Here is a 21,773-nt window from a genome sequence, read left to right as displayed (position 1 = left end):
ATAGATTGGCTTTATATCACTTGAGCGGAAGGGGACGTGAGGCGTGAGCAACTCGCCATTTCAACGAGGACAGCTGAACCGAATTCGACTGCATGTATTGCCGACGCAGCGTTTCAAAACCTTTTCAATCTCCCTATACGCGGGTTTGCCGCTTCATGAATCGACGGTCACTTCGGCCGCGCTGATTCCTTTCGTGCTGCGCAGAGGCACCGCTTCCACGCCGGAAACGATCGCGTTCCGCGAACGGCTCGACGATCTGTACGGCGCCGGCTTCGGTTTCGACGTTTACAAGCGCGGAGATTCGCAGATCGTGCAATTCCGCATGGACGTCATCAACGACCGCTTCGTGTCGTCCGACCGGCCGCTGCTCGCGGCATCGCTCCAATTGCTCGGCGAAGTGGTCACGGACCCCGTCATGGAGAACGGCGTCCTGCGTCCCAAATACGTCGAGGCGGAGAAGGATACCCTGCGCAAGCGGCTCGAAGCGATCATTAACGATAAAATCCGGTATGCGGCCGAGCGCTGCTTGGAAGTGATGTGCGCGGATGAGCCGTACAGGCTGCACCCGCTAGGGCGGATGGAGGACATCGACGCGATCACGCCGGCATCCGTGACGAAAACGTACCGGGATTGGCTGGGGACGGCGGCGTTCGATTTGTACGTCGTCGGCGATACGACGTTGGACGAGGTGAAAGCGCTGGTCGCTGAAGCCTTCCGCCACAACGCGGGCGAGCCCGCCGTCTACGGCGTCTCCTCGGCAACCAAGCCGGTGAAGGAAGTCCAGAACGTCGTCGAACGGATGGACGTGACCCAAGGCAAGCTGAACATGGGGCTGCGCATCAATACGGGATACGGCGACGACGACTATCCGGCGGCGCTGATGTACAACGGCATTTTAGGCGGCTATCCGCACTCCAAGCTGTTTCTCAACGTTCGCGAGAAAGCCAGCTTGGCCTATTACGCGGCATCGCGGCTTGACGGACATAAAGGCATTTGCACGATTCAATCCGGCATCGAAATCGGCAACTATGAGAAGGCCAAGACGATCATTCAGGAGCAGCTGGAGCAGATGCGCAGCGGCTCGTACAGCGAGTTGGAAATGAGCCAGACGAAGGCGATGATCGCCAATCACTTGCGCGAATTGCAGGATTCCGCCAACGAAATGATCGGGTTCGACTTCAACGCCGTCCTGTCGAAGCGCGAGCGTTCGGCGATGCAGCTGCTGCGGGAAGTGCAGGCGGTCACGCCGGAACAGATCGCGGCCGTCGCGCGCAAAGCCGAGCTCGACACGATCTATTTCCTGCGCGACAATAAGGAGGGCTGAAGCCAATGGAAACGTTAGCCTACCCGGGCGTTCAAGAGACGTTATACCGCGAAGTCATGCCAAACGGGCTCGAGGTCGTCGTGCTTCCGAAGGAAGGCTTCAGCAAAACGTACGCGACCTTCTCGACGAAATACGGATCCGTCGACAACCGGTTCGCGGTCGGCGGTCAAGCACCGGTTTCGGTTCCCGACGGCATCGCGCATTTCCTGGAACATAAAATGTTCGAGGAGCCGACGGGCGATATTTTTGCAACCTTTGCGTCCCAAGGCGCGTCTGCTAATGCGTTCACCAGTTTCGACCGCACCGTCTATTTGTTTTCGGCGACGGAGCAGATCGAAGCGAATTTGGAGACGCTGATCGATTTCGTGCAGCATCCTTACTTCACGGACGAGAACGTCCAGAAGGAAAAGGGCATCATCGAGCAAGAGATCAACATGTACCGCGACAACGCGGACTGGCGCGTGTACTTCGGCGTGATCGACGCGCTGTACCATAAACACCCGATCCACATCGACATCGCCGGCACGGTGGAGTCCATCTATCAGATCGACAAAGAAACGCTTTATCGCTGCTACGAAACGTTTTACCATCCGTCCAACATGTTTCTGTTCGTCGTCGGCGGCGTGAAACCCGAAACGGTCATGAAGCTCGTTCGCGACAATCAGGCGCGCAAGCCGTTCGAGCGGCAGGGCGAGATTACCCGCTACTTCGATCCCGAGCCGGACACCGTGAAGATTCCGCTCAAGAAGACGACGCTCCCCGTCTCCATGCCGAAGGTCATGATCGGCTTCAAGGAGCGCGGCGGCGCGTCCGATCCGGAGGAGCTGCTGCGCACGGAGCTGACGACGAAGCTTATGCTCGAAGCGCTGCTCGGCTCCAGCTCGCCGATTTATCACGCGTTGTACGACGACACGCTGATCACGGATTCGTTCGGCCATGAATTCAACAGCAGCGAGGACTACGCGTTCTCCGTCGTCGGCGGTGAATCTCGCGATCCCGACGAGCTGCTGCGCAGGCTGCGCCAAGCGATCGAAGCCGCGCAGGCGAAAGGGCTCGACGTCGATACGTTCGAACGTACGAAACGTAAAAAAATCGGCGGTTACTTGCGCATGCTGAACTCCCCCGAAGCGATTGCTAGCGAATTTACGCGTTACCGTTTCCGCGGGGCGGATTTGTTCAAGCTGCTGCCGGTCTATGAAAGCATCACGCTCGACGAAGCCAACGCGCGTCTGCGCAGCCACTTCAACTGGGACCGGATGGCGGTATCGATCGTAGCCAAGGAAGAAGCTTGAAAACGTTAAAGGAAATGACCGTTCTCGTAACCGGGGGAAGCCGCGGCATCGGCGCCGCAATCGCGCGCCGATTCGCGGTGGAGAACATGAACGTCGTCATTCACTACAATCAGGCGCATGAGGCTGCGAACGAGACCGCTCGCAGCTGCATGCGGCTCGGAGCGGCCAACGTGCTGACCGTATCCGCGGACGTCCGTTCGCGGGAACAACTGCTGCGGATGCGCGAGAAGCTGGAGCAGCGCGGCATGGTGCCCGATATCGTCGTGAACAACGCGGGCATTGCCCATTACAGCATGCTGGCGGACGTGACGGACGACGATTGGGACGAAGTCATGAACGTGAATTTGAAAGGCATGTTCTTGTGCACGCAGCTGTTCATGCCGGCCATGATCGGGCAGCGGTTCGGCCGGATCATCAATGTGTCGTCGATTTGGGGCATATCGGGCGCTTCGTGCGAGGTACTGTATTCCACCAGCAAAGGCGGAATGAACGCGTTTACTAAAGCGCTTGCCAAAGAGCTCGCGCCGTCGGGCGTAACCGTGAACGCGGTCGCGCCGGGGGCGGTCGATACCGTCATGCTGGACAACCTGGACGCCGCCGAGAAGGTGGCGCTCCAATCCGAAATCCCGGTCGGCCGTTTCGCGCAGCCGGAAGAAATCGCTTCGCTTGTGTACTTTTTGGCATTGCCGGAATCCGCTTATATCACCGGCCAGATCATCAGCCCGAACGGCGGCTGGTTGACCTGACCGGGTGGCCTTATCTTCGAGAAAAAATCGGACGACCGGTCCGGTGAAGAATAAATGTCGCTCCTTGCGCGAACAATACGGTTGTTGCTGATCAACAGCCAACACGCAAAGGAGGAAGTTCATCAATGGCAACAGTCCTTTCTAACTTCGGTACCTGGAAAGAGTTTTTATCTGACCGCGTCGAGCAAGCAAAAAGCATGGGGTTGAACGAAGACACGATTTCCAACCTCGCTTACGAGATCGGCTCCTTCCTGGATGAGAAGGTCGATCCGAAGAACGAAGAGCAGCGTACGCTCAAGCAATTGTGGGATGTCGGCGATGAATCGGAACGCAAAACGATCGCAGGCCTGATGGTCAAGCTCGTCCAACATTCGTAAACGCCCACGAGAAAAGCCTCCCCAGCGGAGGCTTTTCTGTAATGTTCGCTGCCTGTTGCAGGAATTTGACGAATATTGTAGAATAAACTTTTTAAAGCATAAATTCATAGCTCGAACGCGCTACGGCGGGCGGGTTTGCTCTCATATCGATAAGAAGCTTTCAAAGAACTTCATCCTTTCAGCAGAGGTGCCTCCGATGGAATTCAAACAATGGTACATGGAATATAAAATACATAAGAATCGCCCCGGCCTGCTCGGCGACATCGCGTCGCTGCTCGGCATGCTCGAAGTGAACATCTTGACGATCAACGGGGTCGAAAACCGCACCCGCGGCATGCTGCTGCAGACGAACGACGACGAGAAGATCGAAATCCTCGGACGAATGCTGCAGAAGGTCGACAATATCACGGTGCTCAAGCTTCGCGAGCCCAAGCTGGTCGATATTTTAGCCGTCCGGCACGGGCGCTATATCGAGCGAGACTCCGACGACCGCAAAACGTTCCGCTTCACGCGCGACGAACTCGGCATGCTGGTTGACTTTTTGGGCGAGGTGTTTAAAAGAGAAGGAAATCAGGTCATCGGCCTGCGGGGCATGCCGCGCGTCGGCAAGACGGAATCCATCATCGCCGGCAGCGTCTGTTCGAACAAGCGATGGACGTTCGTGTCCTCGACGCTCCTGCGCCAGACGGTCCGCAGCCAGCTGTCCGAAGAGGAAATGACGCCGAACAATATTTTTATTATCGACGGGATCGTAAGCACCATTCGTTCCAATGAAAAGCATCATGCGCTCCTTCAGGAAATCATGGCGATGCCTTCGACGAAAGTCATCGAGCATCCCGATATTTTCGTAAAAGAGTCGGCATTCGAATACAGCGACTTCGATTATATCATCGAGCTTCGCAATACGCCGGACGAAGAAATTTCGTACGAATCGTTCACGATGGGCTTTAATGATTTTTAATACCGGTGAGCCAATAATGATAAGGAGGTGTGGTCATGTCGGATTTGGGCGCATTGCTCAAGAAAGCGAGGGAACAGAGAAGCCTGTCCTTGGACGATATTCAGGACTTGACGAAAATCCGCAAGCGTTATCTTGAAGCCATCGAGGAAGGCAATTACAGCGTGCTTCCCGGTTCGTTCTATGTACGCGCATTCGTGAAAAACTATGCCGAATCCGTCGGACTGGACGCGGAAGAAGTACTGCGTCTCTATAATAAGGAGATTCCGTCGAGCGTACCGGAGCAGCCGGTAATCGAGCCCGTTCAGCGGCCGCGTCGGTCCGGCGGCCAGTCGCATACGTCCGACCGCATAAGCCGATGGGGCTTTCGGGCGCTCATGTGGTCGTTTCTGCTGCTGATCATCGTGCTCGTCTATATCTTCGCCATTAAGCAGCCAAGCAAAGAGAACGTGGATTCGGCGGATCAGACGAAGATGACCGACGAAACGACGCCTCCGGCGACGAATCCGGAAAAGGGTACGGGGAACAACGGGGGCAACGCGACAACGGGCGGCGGATCGACGAACGGAGGCGGAGCTTCTAACGGGAGCGGGACGAACGGCACGGGGACGGATTCGGCAACGCCGCCGGATCAACAGTCGGAGGGCGAGACGACTCCGCCGCCGACGGCACCGACGACGACGCTGACGCTCGACCGGACGTCGGGCACGACGGATTATTACAATGTGTCTCCGGGCGGCGCTCATAAGATCGAGTTCAAATCCACGGGACGGGTATGGGTCGGTGTTTACCAAAAAAGCCATAACGGAAAAATGGTATTGAGCAAGACGCTGGAAAGCGACGATAGCGTTTCCTACGATGCGGATGGACCAGTGTATATTTCGGTGGCGCACGCGAATACCGTAGACGTAACCGTCGATGGTGTATTAATCGACGACGGCAATAAAGCGGGTTCTAGAAAAATTCAGCTTACCCCCGTGGAAGGCGAATCCGCCGGGTCCGGAACGGGCACGACCGGGACGGGAAACGCGGCGAACGCGGGAACGACGCCCTGATGTTCGCCACAACAAAGGCATCCGGACTGCAGGCATTATGGTCCCGGGTGCCTTTTCTTGCGGAGCGGGATACGTTATAATACGTGACAAGAAAAGGAAAGACAAAGGAGCTGCAGCGCAATGGCGGATCATTCATTCGATATCGTGTCGAAAGTCGATATGCAGGAACTGAGCAACGCGATCACGCAAGCGGAGCGGGAGATCGACACCCGGTTCGACTTCAAAGGAACGAAAACGAGCTTCACGCTGGAGAAGACCGACTTGGTCGTCGTTTCGGACGACGAATACAAGCTGAAGAACGTCATCGACATTTTGCAATCCAAAATGATGAAGCGCGGCGTTCCGATCAAAAACATGGAATTCGGCAAAGTCGAGGCAGCTTCGATGGGAACCGTCCGGCAAAAAGTCAAGCTGAAGCAAGGAATCGAACAGGACAGCTCCAAAAAAATCAACACGCTGATCCGCGATTCCAAAATCAAAGTGAAAAGCCAGATCCAAGGCGATTCCATCCGGGTAACCGGCAAGAGCCTAGACGATCTTCAGGCGGTTATGGCGCTGCTGCGAGGCGCCGATTTGCAGATCGACCTGCAGTTTACGAACTATAAATAAGGACGGCAAGCGCCGTTAACGTACATAGGCGAGGTCCCGTTTTGCCGCCGAAATCGCGGCCTTTCGGGGCTTTTTCCTGTTTTGACACTGCATAGGCCATGTATTATACTGGGTAAGATAGCTTTTCGGAGGGGTTTGGGGGACACATCGATGACTGAAAGAGTGAAAGTGGTAACGTTGGGATGCGAGAAAAACCTCGTCGATTCCGAGATCATGTCGGGATTGATCGATGCCAGAGGCTACCATTTGGTGGACCAGGCAGACGATGCGACCGTCATCATCGTCAATACGTGCGGATTTATCGACGCCGCCAAGGAAGAATCCGTGAATACCATTTTGGACATGGCGGAGCTAAAGCAGACCGGAAGGTTGAAAGCGCTCATCGTGTCGGGCTGTCTGACGCAGCGGTACAAGCAGCAGCTCATGGACGAGATGCCGGAAATCGACGGCATCGTCGGAACGGGCGATTTCCACCATATCACCGATATCGTCGACGAAGCGCTGCGCGGCAAACGGCCGGTCAAAGTCGGCAATCCGGCGTTTGACTACGATCAGAAGCTGCCGCGGCTCGTCACGACGCCGCGCTATACGGCGTTCGTCAAAATCGCGGAGGGCTGCGATAACGCTTGCACGTTCTGCTCGATTCCGATTATGCGCGGCAAGTTCCGCAGCCGTTCGATCGAATCGATCGTGGACGAAGTGCGGCAGCTCGCGAACCAAGGCGTCAAGGAAGTCAGCCTGATCGCGCAGGATTCCACGAACTACGGCACGGATTTGTACGACAAGTTCATGTTGCCGGAGCTGCTCAACCGCGTCAGCGAAGTGGAAGGCATCGCCTGGGTGCGCCTGCATTACGCTTATCCGGGGTTCTTCTCGGACGAGTTGATCGAGACGATCGCGTCCAACCCGAAGGTGTGCAACTATATCGACATGCCGCTGCAGCACAGCGAAGATTCCATCCTGAAGCGCATGCGCCGTCCGGGCCGCCAACGCGATACGCGTGAGCTTGTCTCCCGCATTCGCGCGCAGATTCCTGACGTGGCGCTGCGCACGTCGATCATCGTCGGGTTCCCCGGCGAGACCGAGGAGGATTTCGATCGCCTGTGCGATTTCGTCCGCGAAATGAAGTTCGACCGGCTCGGGGTCTTCACGTATTCGCCGGAGGAGGACACGCCGGCCGTTCGCCTGCCGAACGCCGTGCCGGACGACGTCAAGGAATGGCGTTCCAATACGCTGATGGAAATCCAGCGCCAAGTGTCGAAGGATTTGAGCGGCAAGTACATCGGCCAGGAAATCGACGTGCTTGTCGAACGTTACGACGGTCGCAGCGACGTATACGTCGGCCGTTCGCCTTACGACGCTCCGGAAATCGACGGCGAAGTGTTTATTTCGAACTGCAAGGCCGCGATCGGCGAAATTCAAAGGGTGCGGATCACGCACGCTTACGAATTCGACATGTCCGGGGAGGGGCTCTAAGTGAATTTGGCCAACCGCATTACGCTCGCACGCATCTTCTTGGTGCCGATCATCATGGTGCTGCTGCTCATCAACGTCGATTTGAAGCCGCTCACGTTCGACGGTTCCGATTTTTCCATTACGTGGAATCAAATCCTGGCCACGCTCGTATTCATAGTAGCGGCGAGCACGGACGGACTCGACGGCTACATCGCGCGCAAGAACAAAATCGTCACCAACCTCGGCAAGCTGCTCGATCCGCTGGCGGATAAGCTGCTCGTCGCGGCGGTGCTGATCTCCCTCGTGGAGATGGAGAAACTGCATGCCTGGATCGCCATCGTCATCATCAGCCGCGAGTTCGCGGTGACGGGATTGCGGCAAATCGCGCTGCTCGAGGGCACGGTAGTGGCGGCGAGCAAATGGGGCAAGTGGAAGACGGCCGTGCAGATCACGATGATCATCGCGCTGCTGCTCAACAACTTCCCGTTCGCCTTCCTCGACTTTCCGTTCGATCAGATTTCGATTTACGCGGCGGCGATCATTACGGTATACTCGGGCATCGACTACTTCGTCAAAAACAAAAACCTCATACCGCTTACCGCATAGTTCGACAGTCGGGCATCACTTCTTCGCCGTTCATGGAAGAGTGATGCTTTTCTTCTCTTGCGTTCCGGTTCAGTTCGCCCATCCTATACATACGAAGTGGAGATGTTCACATGCGCGCAGAAATCATCGCGGTCGGCACGGAGCTATTGCTCGGCCAAACCGTCAACACGAACGCGACGTACTTGTCGCAAGGCCTCGCGGAAATGGGAATCGACGTCTATTTTCAAACCGTCGTGGGCGATAACGCCGCCCGCATCCGCCAAGCGATCGAATTGGCGCGTACCCGCGCGGATCTGATTCTGTTTACAGGGGGCTTAGGCCCGACGATGGACGACTTGACGAAGGACGCGCTGGCCGAATATTTGGGCCGTGCCATCGAAGAGCATAAGCCGAGCATGGATAAAATCGAGGCGATGTTTGCCTCGCGCGGCATTCATATGGTCGAAAGCAACCGCAGGCAAGCGAACCTGATCGAGGGCAGCGAACCGCTGCACAACGAAGCGGGGCTGGCGGTCGGCAACGCGTTTACGGCCGACGGCACGCATTACGTGCTGCTGCCCGGGCCGCCGCGCGAGATGAAGCCCATGTTCGACGGCCCTGCTAAAGCTTGGCTGCGCACCGTCATGAACGAGGAACGGCGCCTGTATTCGCGGCTCTTGAAGTTCGCCGGCATCGGCGAGTCCAGCCTGGAGAACGCGCTCATCGACTTGATCGAGAACCAGACGGATCCGTCGATCGCGCCGTACGCCAAGGAAGGCGAGGTGGCGATCCGGCTGTCGACGAAAGCGTTGAGCGAGCTCGAGGCGAACGGCAGGCTGGACGAGACGGAGAAGGCGATTCGCGAGCGCGTCGGGCAGCATCTCTATGCCAGGGAAGACATCACGCTGGAAGAAGCGGTCATTCGTTTGCTGCGGGCGTCCAGACGCACCTTGGCGAGCGCGGAGAGCCTTACGGGCGGGCTGCTGGCGCAGCTCATTACCCGGATTCCCGGAAGCAGCGGCGAGTTTACGGGCGGCGTCGTGACGTACACGAATTTAATGAAGCATCGCCTGCTCAGCATTCCGCTGTCGCAGTTGGAAGGTCCCGGCGCGCCGGGAGCCGTCAGCGAGTCGACGGCCGCGCTGATGGCCGAACGGGCGCGGGAGTTGGCCGAGAGCGACTTCGGCGTCTCGCTCACCGGCGTCGCGGGACCATCGGAGTCCGAGGGCAAGCCGGTTGGCCTCGTTTATTTCGGCCTCGCCGAACGGGGTAAGCAAACGAAGGTGTTCACGGCGACGCTGAACGGCAACCGCGAGATGATCCGGGTCCGCGCCGCCAAATCGCTGCTGTACCGGTTATGGCAGGCTTTGTCCGACCGCGAAGATGCCTAGCGGATCGTGTAAAATTAAAGCTTGCCAACCCGATAGGGATCGACTATAATCGACTCTAGACGGAAGAACCGTGGCGAAGATTACTTTGCTGCGGTTTTTTTTATGCGCTCTATTGGCCAATAGAGAAATAGGAATATATGTTCGTAAAAAGTCTTGTCAAAGCAGTTAAAACAAGGTATCATGAGAGTATAAATCATGAAGGATGTGAGTTCGTTGGCGGATCGTAAAGCTGCGCTTGAAATGGCTCTGCGTCAAATAGAGAAGCAATTTGGTAAAGGCTCCATTATGAAACTTGGTGAATCGACTCACATGCAAGTCGAGACCGTATCCAGCGGCTCGCTCGCGTTAGATATTGCCCTTGGCATCGGCGGTTTCCCTAGAGGCCGGGTTATCGAAGTGTACGGACCGGAATCCTCCGGTAAAACGACCGTAGCGCTTCATGCGATCGCGGAAGTTCAACGCGCGGGCGGACAAGCCGCATTCATCGATGCGGAACATGCGTTGGATCCTTCCTATGCCAATAAACTCGGCGTCAACATCGACGAGTTGCTGCTCTCCCAGCCGGACACGGGCGAGCAAGCGCTCGAAATCGCCGAAGCGCTCGTTCGCAGCGGCGCGGTCGATATCGTCGTCGTCGACTCCGTCGCGGCGCTCGTGCCGAAAGCGGAAATCGAAGGCGACATGGGGGATTCCCACGTCGGCCTGCAGGCGCGTCTGATGTCGCAAGCGCTTCGGAAGCTTTCCGGCGCGATCAGCAAGTCGAAGACGATCGCGATCTTCATCAACCAGTTGCGCGAGAAAGTCGGCGTCATGTTCGGTAACCCCGAGACGACACCAGGCGGCCGTGCGCTTAAATTCTATTCGACGGTCCGTCTCGACGTCCGCCGCATCGAATCGATCAAGCAAGGCAACGACGTGGTCGGCAACCGTACGCGCATCAAGGTCGTGAAGAATAAAGTCGCGCCTCCGTTCAAGCAAGCGGAGATCGATATCATGTACGGCGAAGGCATCTCGAAGGAAGGCAGCATCGTCGATATCGGCGTCGAACACGATATCATTCAGAAGAGCGGCGCCTGGTTCTCCTTCAACGGCGAACGCCTCGGTCAAGGCCGCGAGAACGCGAAGCAATTCTTGAAGGAACGCGCGGATATCTCCTCCGTCATCGAGAAACAGATCCGCGACGCCAGTAACGTGGCGGCCGCAACGGCTAACGCCGCCGCGTTCAGCGAAGACGAGGAAGACGATGAGCTGGAACTCGAGCTCGAATAAAGCATAAGCAAGTAAAGCATAAGCGAGCCTATACGATTCGAGAAGCACCTTTGACGAGGTGCTTCTTTGTTTAGGAGAGAGGTGTGGATCTTATTCTTACGATCACAAGCGTCGAACAAGACAAGAAGAAAAAGCAGCGGTATCACCTGTTTGTCAATGATGCCCGGGACCCGTTCACGAGCGTGCACGAAGACCTGCTCATCAAATTTCGGCTGTTCAAAGGCCGGGAGATCGATGCCGACGAATTGAAGCAGATTCTGCACGAGGACAGCGAGCATCGGGCGTACGTCTTGGCGCTTGCTTACTTAGGAGCGAGGCAGAGGACGGAGAAGGAAATCGGCCGCTATCTGGCCAAGAAAGAGCTGGAAGAGGGGGCTGTCCGCAAAGCGATCGAACGGCTGAAACGCGAAGGGCTGGTGAACGATTCGGTGTATGCCGAGCTGTACGCCGCCCAGCGGATGCGGTCGCAATCGAAGGGGAGACGTCTCCTGCAGCAGGAGCTGCTGCAGCGCGGCATCAAGCGCGATACCGCCAAGGAGGCCGCATCTAAGTTGAACGAAGAATCGGAGACGGAGATCGCCGTGAACGCCGCGATCAAGAAATGGCCGCATCTGAAGGGCGAAGAGCGGGAACGGAAGCATAAACTGGCCGCGTTTCTCCTGCGCAGAGGATTCCCTTCGGGCGCCGTCCGAGAGGCGGTCAAAGCGGCCGCGCAAAGCGAACTCGAGGACGAAGATGGGCATATGCTTGACAATTGATTTTCACAACAGATAAAATGAATTTGTATTCTTTCATCCAGAATCGATTTTCCTTCCAAAAATTGATTCGAAACCATTATTTTCGCCAAATTAAGTGTGAAAGCTAAAAACCGGCTGGAAAAAACCAAATACTGTCCCAAGCGTTTGCTTTGGTGAACAACGAGGAGGTGAGATAATGCCAGTATGGGCAACTATCCTGATCGCTCTCGTTGTTGGTGCAATTTTCTTTGGTGTCGGTTATTTTATTCGAAAATCGATCGCCGAGGCCAAAATTTCCAGTGCCGAGCAAGCCGCAAGCCAAATCGTAGATAATGCGAGGAAAGACGCGGAGGCGCTGAAGAAAGAAACGGTTCTCGAGGCGAAAGATGAAGTCCACAAGCTCCGTACCGAAGCTGAGAGAGACATTCGCGATCGTCGCAATGAGGTACAGCGTCTTGAAAGACGACTGATTCAGAAAGAGGAGTCGTTGGATAAAAAAATAGAAGCGCTGGAACGCAAAGAAGAACAAGTAGCCAACAAAGAGAAGCGGATCGAAGAAACGCAAGAGCAGATCGATTCACTCTACAAGCAGCAGCTTCAAGAGCTGGAGCGCATTTCGAACCTGACGATGGAGGAAGCCAAGCAAGTCATTCTGACCAACGTCGAGCAAGAGGTTCGCCATGAAACGGCGCAAATGATCAAAGAGATCGAGCAGCAAGCGAAGGAAGAAGCTGACAAAAAAGCTCGCGATATTATCTCGCTGGCCATCCAACGCTGCGCGGCCGATCACGTAGCCGAAACGACGGTGTCCGTCGTCGCGCTGCCGAACGAAGAAATGAAGGGTCGCATCATCGGCCGCGAAGGCCGCAACATCCGCGCACTGGAAACGTTGACCGGTATCGATCTCATCATCGACGATACACCGGAAGCGGTCATATTGTCCGGTTTCGATCCGATCCGCCGCGAAATTGCCCGGACATCCCTCGAGAAGCTCGTCGCAGACGGACGCATCCACCCTGCGCGCATCGAGGAAATGGTCGAGAAGTCTCGCAAGGAAGTGGACGAACGCATCCGCGAATACGGAGAGCAGGCGACGTATGAAGTCGGCGTACACGGTTTGCACCCGGATTTGATCAAGATTTTGGGCCGTTTAAAATACCGTACGAGCTATGGACAGAACGTGCTGAAGCACTCCATGGAAGTCGCGTATTTGACCGGTCTGATGGCAGCGGAGCTGGGCGAGGACATCACGCTTGCAAGAAGAGCCGGATTGCTGCATGACATCGGCAAAGCGCTGGATCATGAAGTGGAAGGATCTCACGTCGAGATAGGCGTGGAGCTGGCGAAGAAGTACAAAGAACACCCGATCGTCATCAACAGCATTGCCTCCCACCACGGCGATTGCGAAGCGACTTCGGTCATCGCCATGCTGGTCGGGGCTGCGGATGCGCTGTCGGCCGCTAGACCGGGTGCACGAAGAGAGACGCTCGAGACGTACATCAAGCGGCTGGAGAAGCTGGAAAACATTTCGGAATCGTTCGACGGCGTCGAGAAATCGTACGCGATCCAAGCCGGACGCGAGGTTCGCGTCATGGTGCAGCCGGAGAAAATCGACGATACCGAGGCATTCCGCCTGGCGCGCGACATTACGAAGAAGATCGAGAACGAGCTCGATTATCCGGGGCATATTAAAGTAACGGTCATCCGCGAGACGCGGGCCGTCGAATATGCCAAATAACCGCATAGCAGATTGAACCGGAAAAGTGGCTGCCTGGCAGCCACTTTTCCGGTTTATGACAGAAAGGTAAGGAACGACATGAACGTATTGTTTATCGGCGACATCGTAGGCAACGTCGGGCGCGCGGCCGTCAAGAAGGTGCTGCCCGCGCTCAAAACGAAATACGCCCCGCACATCATCATCGCGAACGGCGAAAACGCCGCTGCCGGCCGGGGGATCACCGCGCCGATCGTCAAGGAACTGCTGGACGCCGGCGTGCATGGCATCACGATGGGCAATCATACGTGGGACAACAAAGATATTTTCGAATGGATCGACGATCAGCCGCGGATCGTCCGGCCGGCGAATTTTGCGCCGGAGGCGCCCGGGCAGGGAGCGACGCTTATTAAAGCGAACGGGAAAGAGCTGGCGATCATCAACCTGCAGGGCCGGACATTCCTTCCGCCGATCGATTGCCCGTTCCGCAAAGCGGACGAGCTGATCGAGCAGTTCGCGCAAAAGACGAAAAACATCCTGGTCGATTTCCACGCGGAAGCGACGTCGGAGAAGATCGCGATGGGCTGGCACCTGGACGGCAAAGCTTCGATCGTGGTCGGCACGCATACCCATGTGCAGACGAACGACGACCGGGTGCTGCCGAACGGAACGGCGTACATCACGGACGTCGGCATGACGGGTTCCATGGAAGGCGTGCTCGGCATGGAACGCGGCCCCGTCCTGCATAAGTTTCTGACCCAGCTGCCCGCTCGGTTCGTCGTCGACGAAGGCGACTGGCATTTGCACGCGGTTGCGGTCGAGATCGACGATGCGACGGGCAAAGCGAAGAAAATTCAAAAAATCCGGCTGACGGAAACGGAATGGCTGCTCATGTAGCAGCCATTTTTTTATTTTGTGCGCGAGCTCGCCATAGCGGTGGTCATATGCTTGTTTAGCTTCGCGCGTTTCCGGCTAATAGTAACGAGGAAGGACACGAGAGGGCCGTAAGCGTCCGATCCGGAACATCTTGCTCTATGAAAGATTCTTGCAATTCAGAAGATTTAGCAAACAAAGCATCAAGAAAGAAGGAATTTTTTCGCCTCTCTCGAATACTATCTGAATAGCGGTATTCATCCATCATTCCCGAGGAGGTCACTTTCCATGGATGTCTTAAAAGTTTCAGCAAAGTCTAATCCAAATTCTGTTGCAGGAGCGCTTGCCGGCGTTTTGCGTGAACGCGGAGCGGCTGAATTGCAAGCTATCGGGGCTGGTGCGTTGAATCAAGCTGTCAAGGCGGTCGCGATCGCGAGAGGGTTCGTAGCCCCGAGCGGCGTGGACCTGATCTGTATTCCGGCATTCACGGATATTGTCATCGACGGCGAAGATCGTACGGCGATCAAGCTCATTGTAGAACCCAGATAAAGCCGGAGTCCGGACCAATCATGTTAGAGACTTGACCTGTTTACGACGTAGGCAGGTTTTTTTGCATTGTTTTCTAATCATTAAAGGAGTCCAAAAACCGTAAACGGAAGGAAGATGGCGATGGAACCCGTTCGTAAAGCCGATTTTCATTGCGACGTCATTTGGAAGCTGCTGGAGGACCCGACGCTCTCGTTCGAGCGGGACGACCAAGGCAAGCTGGACGTGACGCTTCCCCGCTTGAAGCAGGCAGGCTCGACGTTTCAAACGTTCGCGCTCTATATCCCGGACCGGATGGAGAAAACGATGGTGCCCCTCCTGCAAAGCGTGGATCTCTTCTACCGCAAGGTGCTCGCATTGCCGGAGATGGCGTTTATCCGCACGGCAGGGGACGTGGCGGCGCTCCGGCGGAATCCGGGGACGATCGGAGCCATGCTGTCGCTCGAAGGCGCTGACGGCCTGCAGGGGGACCTGGCGATGCTGCGCATCCTGTTCGCGCTCGGCGTACGGGCGGCCGGCCTCACCTGGAACAACGCCAACTGGGGAGCGGACGGCGTCCTCGAGCCGCGCGGCGGCGGATTGACAAAAAAAGGCCGAGCCTTCGTAGAAGAATGTAATAGATTGGGTATACTAGTGGATGTATCGCATCTGAGCGACCGCGCCTTCTGGGATGCGCTGCAGCTGTCGGGGAAGCCGGTCATCGCCTCCCATTCCAACTGCCGCAGCCTTTGCCCGCATCCGCGCAATCTGACGGACGAGCAAATCAAGGCGCTTCTCGCCGCCGGCGGGCTGATCGGCGTGACGTTCGTTCCGCAATTCGTGTCTTCGACGCGCGCGCCTGCCGCAATTGCTGACGTGCTGCGTCACGTAGAACGGATTTGCGAGTTTGGCGGCGAGCGCCAGCTGATGTTCGGCTCGGATTTCGACGGAATCGACCAGTACGTTCGCGAGCTGACCCATCCGGGGGAGCTTCACCGGCTGCAGGATGCGCTGTCGGCGAACTACTCCGATGCGCTGGTCGGCGCGTTCTTCGAAACGAACGCGATGACGTTTTTGGCAAAGCATCTGCCGCAATGAACGATTCCATTTATTTCAATCTCGCAGCGGTATGGGTATAATCGAAAAGAACTATTCGAAAAAAAGCGGGAACAGCTTGCATTTTAGTACTTAGAGACATAAAATTTATTTGATTATAAGCTAGAATCCATTTACCGATTTTTAATGTTGTCGAAAATATTGCAGGTTCATTCAAAGAGGAGATGGGCATTTTGATCAGTCAATTGTCTTGGAAAATCGGGGGGCAGCAAGGGGAGGGCGTAGAGAGTACCGACCGTATTTTCTCGACGGCGCTTAACCGGCTTGGCTATTATTTGTACGGCTACCGCCACTTTTCGTCGCGGATCAAGGGCGGCCACACGAACAACAAAATCCGGATCAGCACGACGCCGAAGCTTGCCATTTCGGACGATCTCGATATTTTGGTCGCGTTCGACCAAGAAAGCATCGATTTGAACGCCCATGAGCTGCGTACCGGCGGCGTGGTCGTAGCCGACGCCAAGTTCAACCCGGTTCTTCCGGACGGGATCAATGCTCGTCTATTTCCCGTGCCTATCACGTCGATCGCCGAAGAGCTCGGCACGTCGCTGATGAAAAACATGGTCGCGTCCGGCGCATCCTGGGCGCTGCTCGGCTTGCCAATCGACGTATTCAATAAAGCCGTCGAAGAAGAGTTCGGGCGCAAGGGTCCGGCCATCGTCGAGAAAAACATCGAGGCGGTCAAACGCGGCGCGGATTTCGTGCTCGAGCTCGCGGGCGGACCGCTGGAAGAATTCCAGCTCGAGCCTGCCGACGGCAAGCAGAAGCTGTTCATGATCGGCAACGAAGCGATCGGCCTCGGCGCGCTGGCCGGCGGCTGCCGCCTCATGTCCGCGTATCCGATTACGCCGGCGTCCGAGATCATGGAATACTTGATCAAGAAGCTTCCCAAATTCGGCGGCACCGTCGTGCAGACGGAAGACGAAATCGCCGCGGTGACGATGGCGATCGGCGCCAACTATGCAGGCGTGCGCACGATGACCGCGTCCGCCGGTCCCGGCCTGTCGCTCATGATGGAAGCGATCGGCCTCGCGGGCATGACGGAAACCCCGCTCGTCATCGTGGATACGCAGCGCGGCGGTCCGTCCACGGGCTTGCCGACGAAGCAGGAGCAGTCCGACTTGAACGCGATGGTGTACGGCACGCACGGCGAAATTCCGAAGATCGTCATCGCGCCCGCGTCGCTCGAAGACTGCTTCTACGACACGATCGAATCGTTCAACCTTTCGGAAGAATACCAAGTTCCGGTCATCCTGATGACGGATCTCCAGCTGTCGCTCGGCAAGCAGTCATGCGAGCAGCTGGATTTGAATAAAGTGCCGATCAGCCGCGGCAAGCTCGTTCGCGAGCTGCCGGAGCTCCAGCCGAACGAGCTCTTCAAGCGCTACGAGCTGACGGAGGACGGCGTCTCCCCGCGGGTCATCCCGGGCGACAAATTCGGCTTGCACCACGTAACGGGCGTCGAGCACGACGAAACGGGACGTCCGTCGGAAAGCGCGGTAAACCGCAAGAACATGATGGATAAACGCCTGAACAAGCTGAACGGCCTGCACATTCGCGATGCCGTTCGCGCGGACGCTCCGCATGCGGAAGCCGATCTCCTGATCATCGGCATGGGCTCGACGGGCGGCACGATCGACGAGGCGCGCGTTCGTATGGAAGCGGACGGCCTGAAAACGAACCACCTGACCATCCGCCAAATCCATCCGTTCCCGGCGGATCTGGTCGAGCCTTACTTGAGCGCGGCTTCGAAGGTCGTCGTACTGGAAAACAACGCGACGGGCCAGCTGGCCGACCAAGTGAAGCTGCATGCCGGTCACGCCGATAAAATCAAAAGCGTCTTGAAATACGACGGCAATCCGTTCCTGCCTTCCGAAGTGCACAAAGCATGCAAGGAGTTGGTCTAACATGGCAACATTCAAAGAGTTTCGCAACAACGTAAAACCGAACTGGTGCCCGGGCTGCGGTGACTTCTCCGTCCAGGCGGCGATCCAGCGCGCGGCGGCCAACGTCGGCTTGGAGCCGGAAAGCCTCGCCGTCATCTCCGGCATCGGATGCTCCGGCCGGATTTCGGGTTATATTAACGCGTACGGCCTGCACGGCATTCACGGCCGGGCATTGCCGATCGCCCAAGGCGTCAAGCTGGCGAACCGCGAGCTGACCGTCATCGCTTCCGGCGGCGACGGCGACGGCTTCGCGATCGGCATGGGGCATACGGTCCATGCGATCCGCCGCAACATCGACCTGACGTACATCGTCATGGACAATCAAATCTACGGTTTGACGAAAGGCCAAACGTCGCCGCGTTCCGCCGAGGGCTTCAAAACGAAATCGACGCCGGAAGGCTCGATCGAGTCCACGCTGTCGCCGCTCGAAATCGCCATGTCGGCCGGCGCGACGTTCATCGCGCAATCTTTCTCCAGCGATCTGAAGCAGCTGACGGCCTTGATCGAAGCCGGCCTCAACCATAAAGGCTTCTCGCTGATCAACGTGTTCAGCCCGTGCGTCACGTTCAACAAAGTGAACACGTACGACTGGTTCAAGGAGAATATCGTCAACCTGGACCAATTCCCGGATTACGATCCGTCCAACCGCATCGCGGCCATGAATAAAATCATGGAAACGAACGGCATGCTGACCGGCCTGATCTATCAAAACAAAGAACGTCAATCGTACGAGTCCATGATCGGCGGCTTCCAGCCGGAAGGTCTGGCCAACCAGGACCTCGCGCTCTCCCAGGAGCAATTCGCCAAGCTCGTCGCGGAATTCAAATAATCCCCGATCGCGCGAACGCGTGATCAAGAAGGCATGCCGCTCTCTCCGGACGGCGTGCCTTCTTGAACGTGAGGGCCCTACGCCGGACGCGGCGAAGCCATGGAAAATCGAACACAACCGGCGGTCGAAGGCGAGCCAACGCGACCCGTCGACGCCGCGCAACCCAAGACTACTCGAAGAAAAGCAGGTGCTAGCATGAAAAAAGTTCCCGTCGGCGTCTCCGCCCGCCACATCCATCTCTCTCCGGCGCATCTCGACCAATTGTTCGGGCCGGGGGCCGAACTGTCCGTCTTCAAGCCGCTCTCGCAGCCGGGCCAATTCGCGGCGAACGAAACGGTCGAAGTCGTCGGACCGAAAGGCAGCTTCGCGAAGGTCCGCATTCTCGGCCCGGTGCGCAAGCGCACGCAGCTCGAAATCTCGCGCACCGACGCGTTCGCGCTGGGGGTCAATCCGCCGGTCCGCGAATCGGGCGACATCGCGGGCTCCGCGGGCATTACGATCAAAGGACCTGCCGGCGAGGTCACGATCGAAGAAGGCGTCATCGTCGCCGCGCGGCATATCCACTTCCACACGAGCGACGCGGAGCGCTGGGGCATCTCGGACAAGCAGAAGCTGTCGGTCCGCTTAAGCGGAGAGCGCGGCGTCGTGCTCGAGAACGTCGTCGCGCGGGTATCGCCCGATTTCGCGCTGGACATGCATATCGATACCGACGAAGCGAACGCCGCGGGCGCCAAGACCGGCGACGAGGCGGAGATCATCGGGTAAACGGGCGGTGCCGCCAAGCGGCACCGCTTTTTTGTGCCATCGTAGCCTTGAAGCGGCGTTGCTTCTTCTTTCTAATCGCGGCAGATTTTGATATAATGCGGGAATGGATGCGTATAAAGAGGGGACGTGACGGCGTGGGCACCACCGAGAAGGACTTCTCGAAGTACTTCGACTTTTCGGGCGCGAAGGTACTGAAGGAAGAGGACGGAAAAACGACCTATCGGATCAACGGTAGAGACATAACGATCAACTCGGCGCCGAGCTACAAGGACGAGAAGCGCCGGGGCAAGGAAGAAATCCGGGTCCATTACGAATCCGCCATTCCGCCGGAGCTGCAGGAGCTCGGGAAAGGGAAAAAGTACCATATCACGACCTACGGCTGCCAGATGAACGAGCACGACACCGAGGTCATGAAGGGGATCTTCGAGCAAATGGGGTATCTCCCGACCGAGGATCGCAGCGAGGCGGACGTGATACTGCTGAACACCTGCGCCGTGCGCGAGAACGCGGAAGACAAAGTATTCGGCGAGCTCGGCCACCTGAAGCACCTGAAGCTCGAGAAGCCGGAGCTCCTGCTCGGCGTCTGCGGATGCATGTCGCAGGAAGAATCGGTCGTCGGGCGAATCATGCAGCGGCACGCGTTCGTGGATTTGATTTTCGGCACGCATAACATTCATCGGCTGCCGTATCTGCTGCAGGACGCGTATTTCGGCAAAGAGATGGTCGTCGAGGTGTGGTCCAAGGAAGGCGACATCATCGAGAATCTGCCGAAGAAGCGCGAGGGCATGCGCGGCTGGGTGAACATCATGTACGGCTGCGACAAGTTCTGCACGTACTGCATCGTGCCGTATACGCGCGGCAAGGAACGCAGCCGGCGTCCGGAGGACGTTATCGCGGAAGTGCGGGAGCTCGCGCGGCAAGGGTTCAAAGAGATCACGCTGCTGGGGCAGAACGTCAACGCGTACGGCAAAGACTTCGAGGATCTCGACTACCGCTTCGGCGATCTGATGGCGGACATGGCCAAAATCGATATTCCGCGCATCCGTTTCACGACGAGCCATCCGCGGGATTTCGACGACCATCTGATCGACGTGCTGGCCACGCGCGGCAACCTCGTGGAGCACATCCACCTGCCGATGCAGTCCGGCAGCACGGAGGTACTCAAGCGGATGAGCCGCAAGTATACGCGGGAGCAATTCCTGGAGCTCGCGAACAAAATCAAACGGGCGCTGCCGGACGCCGTGCTGACGACCGACATCATCGTCGGGTTCCCGGGCGAGACGGACGAACAGTTCGAAGAAACGTTGACGCTCGCGAAGGAGGTCGGCTTCGCATCGGCGTATACCTTCATCTACTCGCCGCGCGAAGGCACGCCTGCCGCTGGCATGGAAGACAATATCCCGCCGCACGTCAAGAAGGCGCGTCTGGCGCGGCTGAACGAACTGATCGGCGAGCTGAGCTTGCAGAGCAACCTGCTGCTGGACGGCGAGACCGTCGAGGTCTTGATCGAAGGCCAGAGCAAGAACAATCCGGAGATGCTGTCCGGCCGCACGCGCACGAACAAGCTCGTGCACGTCAAAGGCCCCGCGTCGTGGATCGGGCAGTTCATTCACGCGCGCGTGACGGACGTGCAGACATGGTACATCAAGGCTGAGGCGGTTGCGGAAGCATTCGGGCAGGAAGCCGTATCTTAACGATATAGAGGAGCTGGATACGATGGCAAACGAACAAACGGCGAAACACGATCACGAGCATGATCACGGCGAAAGCTGCGGCGTGCCGAAATTCAATACGGAAGACATCATCGTTCGCGCGGACATCATGGCCAAGACCAAGGAGCTGGCGAACATGCTGTTCTCCTCCGAGGAAGTGCAGCAGTTCCAGCGCGCCGAGAAGCAGATTCAAGGCAACGAGCGCATTCAAGGCCTGATCGCCCAAATCAAGAAGAAGCAGAAAGAAGCCGTCGCGTTCGAGACGACGTTCAAGAACGCCGACATGGTCGCGAAGATCGAGAAGGAAATCGATTCGCTGCAGGACGAGCTGGACGGCATTCCGATCATCACGGAATTCCAGCAAAGCCAAGCGGACATCAACTACCTGCTGCAGACGGTCGTATCCGTCATCCGGGATACGGTCGCGGAAAAAATCTCGCTGGAAGATGCACGGACGGAAGAACCGGAAGAGTGCATGTAAGCTAGGAAAAACAC

General features: G+C 57.1%; 21 protein-coding genes. All 21 read left to right on the top strand.

Annotation, left to right across the window (positions count from 1 at the left end):
- Window positions 1-43: 43 nt before the first annotated feature.
- The 21 genes from yfmF (at window position 44) to BMZ79_RS05780 (ending at window position 21,759) form a co-directional block, all read left to right on the top strand.
- Window positions 44-1,324, top strand: coding sequence for an EF-P 5-aminopentanol modification-associated protein YfmF (gene yfmF / locus BMZ79_RS05880; RefSeq protein ID WP_090637518.1), 1,281 nt, complete (start codon window positions 44-46; stop codon window positions 1,322-1,324).
- Between the two features lie 5 nt (window positions 1,325-1,329).
- Complete coding sequence (gene yfmH, locus BMZ79_RS05875; protein ID WP_090637516.1) at window positions 1,330-2,616, top strand: EF-P 5-aminopentanol modification-associated protein YfmH; 1,287 nt, start codon at window positions 1,330-1,332, stop codon at window positions 2,614-2,616.
- A 14-nt stretch (window positions 2,617-2,630) separates the two neighbouring features.
- Window positions 2,631-3,362: an elongation factor P 5-aminopentanone reductase gene (gene ymfI, locus BMZ79_RS05870; protein WP_090638714.1), complete on the top strand. Its 732-nt coding sequence runs from the start codon at window positions 2,631-2,633 to the stop codon at window positions 3,360-3,362.
- A 125-nt stretch (window positions 3,363-3,487) separates the two neighbouring features.
- Window positions 3,488-3,739, top strand: a complete 252-nt coding sequence (locus BMZ79_RS05865; protein ID WP_090637513.1) for a DUF3243 domain-containing protein — start codon at window positions 3,488-3,490, stop codon at window positions 3,737-3,739.
- A gap of 196 nt (window positions 3,740-3,935) precedes the next feature.
- Window positions 3,936-4,700 (top strand): DUF3388 domain-containing protein, encoded by a 765-nt coding sequence (locus BMZ79_RS05860; protein WP_090637512.1) that lies wholly within the window; start codon window positions 3,936-3,938, stop codon window positions 4,698-4,700.
- Window positions 4,701-4,735: 35 nt separating this feature from the next.
- Entirely contained in the window at window positions 4,736-5,752 is a 1,017-nt protein-coding gene (locus BMZ79_RS05855; RefSeq protein WP_090637511.1) for a helix-turn-helix domain-containing protein, read from the top strand.
- A gap of 120 nt (window positions 5,753-5,872) precedes the next feature.
- On the top strand, window positions 5,873-6,361 hold the full coding sequence (locus BMZ79_RS05850; protein WP_090637509.1) for a YajQ family cyclic di-GMP-binding protein: 489 nt from the start codon (window positions 5,873-5,875) through the stop codon (window positions 6,359-6,361).
- Window positions 6,362-6,511: 150 nt separating this feature from the next.
- On the top strand, window positions 6,512-7,837 hold the full coding sequence (gene rimO, locus BMZ79_RS05845; protein ID WP_090637507.1) for a 30S ribosomal protein S12 methylthiotransferase RimO: 1,326 nt from the start codon (window positions 6,512-6,514) through the stop codon (window positions 7,835-7,837).
- A complete protein-coding gene (pgsA, locus tag BMZ79_RS05840; protein ID WP_090637505.1) occupies window positions 7,838-8,422 on the top strand; it encodes a CDP-diacylglycerol--glycerol-3-phosphate 3-phosphatidyltransferase in 585 nt (194 codons plus the stop codon).
- A gap of 110 nt (window positions 8,423-8,532) precedes the next feature.
- Entirely contained in the window at window positions 8,533-9,792 is a 1,260-nt protein-coding gene (locus BMZ79_RS05835; RefSeq protein WP_090637503.1) for a competence/damage-inducible protein A, read from the top strand.
- A 213-nt stretch (window positions 9,793-10,005) separates the two neighbouring features.
- The gene (gene recA / locus BMZ79_RS05830; RefSeq protein WP_090637501.1) at window positions 10,006-11,061 is read left to right on the top strand and encodes a recombinase RecA; all 1,056 of its coding nucleotides are present in this window, start codon (window positions 10,006-10,008) and stop codon (window positions 11,059-11,061) included.
- 83 nt (window positions 11,062-11,144) lie between these two features.
- Window positions 11,145-11,819, top strand: coding sequence for a RecX family transcriptional regulator (locus BMZ79_RS05825; protein WP_090637499.1), 675 nt, complete (start codon window positions 11,145-11,147; stop codon window positions 11,817-11,819).
- A gap of 175 nt (window positions 11,820-11,994) precedes the next feature.
- A complete protein-coding gene (rny, locus tag BMZ79_RS05820; RefSeq protein WP_090637497.1) occupies window positions 11,995-13,536 on the top strand; it encodes a ribonuclease Y in 1,542 nt (513 codons plus the stop codon).
- Window positions 13,537-13,614: 78 nt separating this feature from the next.
- Window positions 13,615-14,409 carry a TIGR00282 family metallophosphoesterase gene (locus BMZ79_RS05815; RefSeq protein ID WP_090637495.1) on the top strand — a complete coding sequence of 265 codons (795 nt, stop codon included), beginning with the start codon at window positions 13,615-13,617 and terminating at the stop codon, window positions 14,407-14,409.
- Window positions 14,410-14,673: 264 nt separating this feature from the next.
- On the top strand, window positions 14,674-14,934 hold the full coding sequence (locus tag BMZ79_RS05810) for a stage V sporulation protein S (RefSeq protein WP_028597363.1): 261 nt from the start codon (window positions 14,674-14,676) through the stop codon (window positions 14,932-14,934).
- 120 nt (window positions 14,935-15,054) lie between these two features.
- On the top strand, window positions 15,055-16,008 hold the full coding sequence (locus tag BMZ79_RS05805) for a dipeptidase (RefSeq protein ID WP_090638711.1): 954 nt from the start codon (window positions 15,055-15,057) through the stop codon (window positions 16,006-16,008).
- A 191-nt stretch (window positions 16,009-16,199) separates the two neighbouring features.
- Window positions 16,200-17,933: a 2-oxoacid:acceptor oxidoreductase subunit alpha gene (locus tag BMZ79_RS05800; protein WP_090638709.1), complete on the top strand. Its 1,734-nt coding sequence runs from the start codon at window positions 16,200-16,202 to the stop codon at window positions 17,931-17,933.
- A gap of 1 nt (window position 17,934) precedes the next feature.
- Window positions 17,935-18,801 (top strand): 2-oxoacid:ferredoxin oxidoreductase subunit beta, encoded by an 867-nt coding sequence (locus BMZ79_RS05795; protein WP_090637493.1) that lies wholly within the window; start codon window positions 17,935-17,937, stop codon window positions 18,799-18,801.
- Window positions 18,802-18,996: 195 nt separating this feature from the next.
- Window positions 18,997-19,566: a phosphate propanoyltransferase gene (gene pduL / locus BMZ79_RS05790; RefSeq protein ID WP_090637491.1), complete on the top strand. Its 570-nt coding sequence runs from the start codon at window positions 18,997-18,999 to the stop codon at window positions 19,564-19,566.
- A 107-nt stretch (window positions 19,567-19,673) separates the two neighbouring features.
- Window positions 19,674-21,260, top strand: coding sequence for a tRNA (N6-isopentenyl adenosine(37)-C2)-methylthiotransferase MiaB (gene miaB / locus BMZ79_RS05785; protein ID WP_090638706.1), 1,587 nt, complete (start codon window positions 19,674-19,676; stop codon window positions 21,258-21,260).
- 22 nt (window positions 21,261-21,282) lie between these two features.
- Window positions 21,283-21,759 carry a YlbF/YmcA family competence regulator gene (locus BMZ79_RS05780; RefSeq protein ID WP_090637490.1) on the top strand — a complete coding sequence of 159 codons (477 nt, stop codon included), beginning with the start codon at window positions 21,283-21,285 and terminating at the stop codon, window positions 21,757-21,759.
- The last annotated feature ends 14 nt before the right edge of the window (window positions 21,760-21,773 follow it).

It is taken from the genome of Paenibacillus sp. UNC496MF (assembly GCF_900113915.1).
GTDB lineage: Bacteria > Bacillota > Bacilli > Paenibacillales > Paenibacillaceae > Paenibacillus_Z > Paenibacillus_Z artemisiicola.
This window is presented reverse-complemented; position numbering and strand designations above follow the sequence as displayed.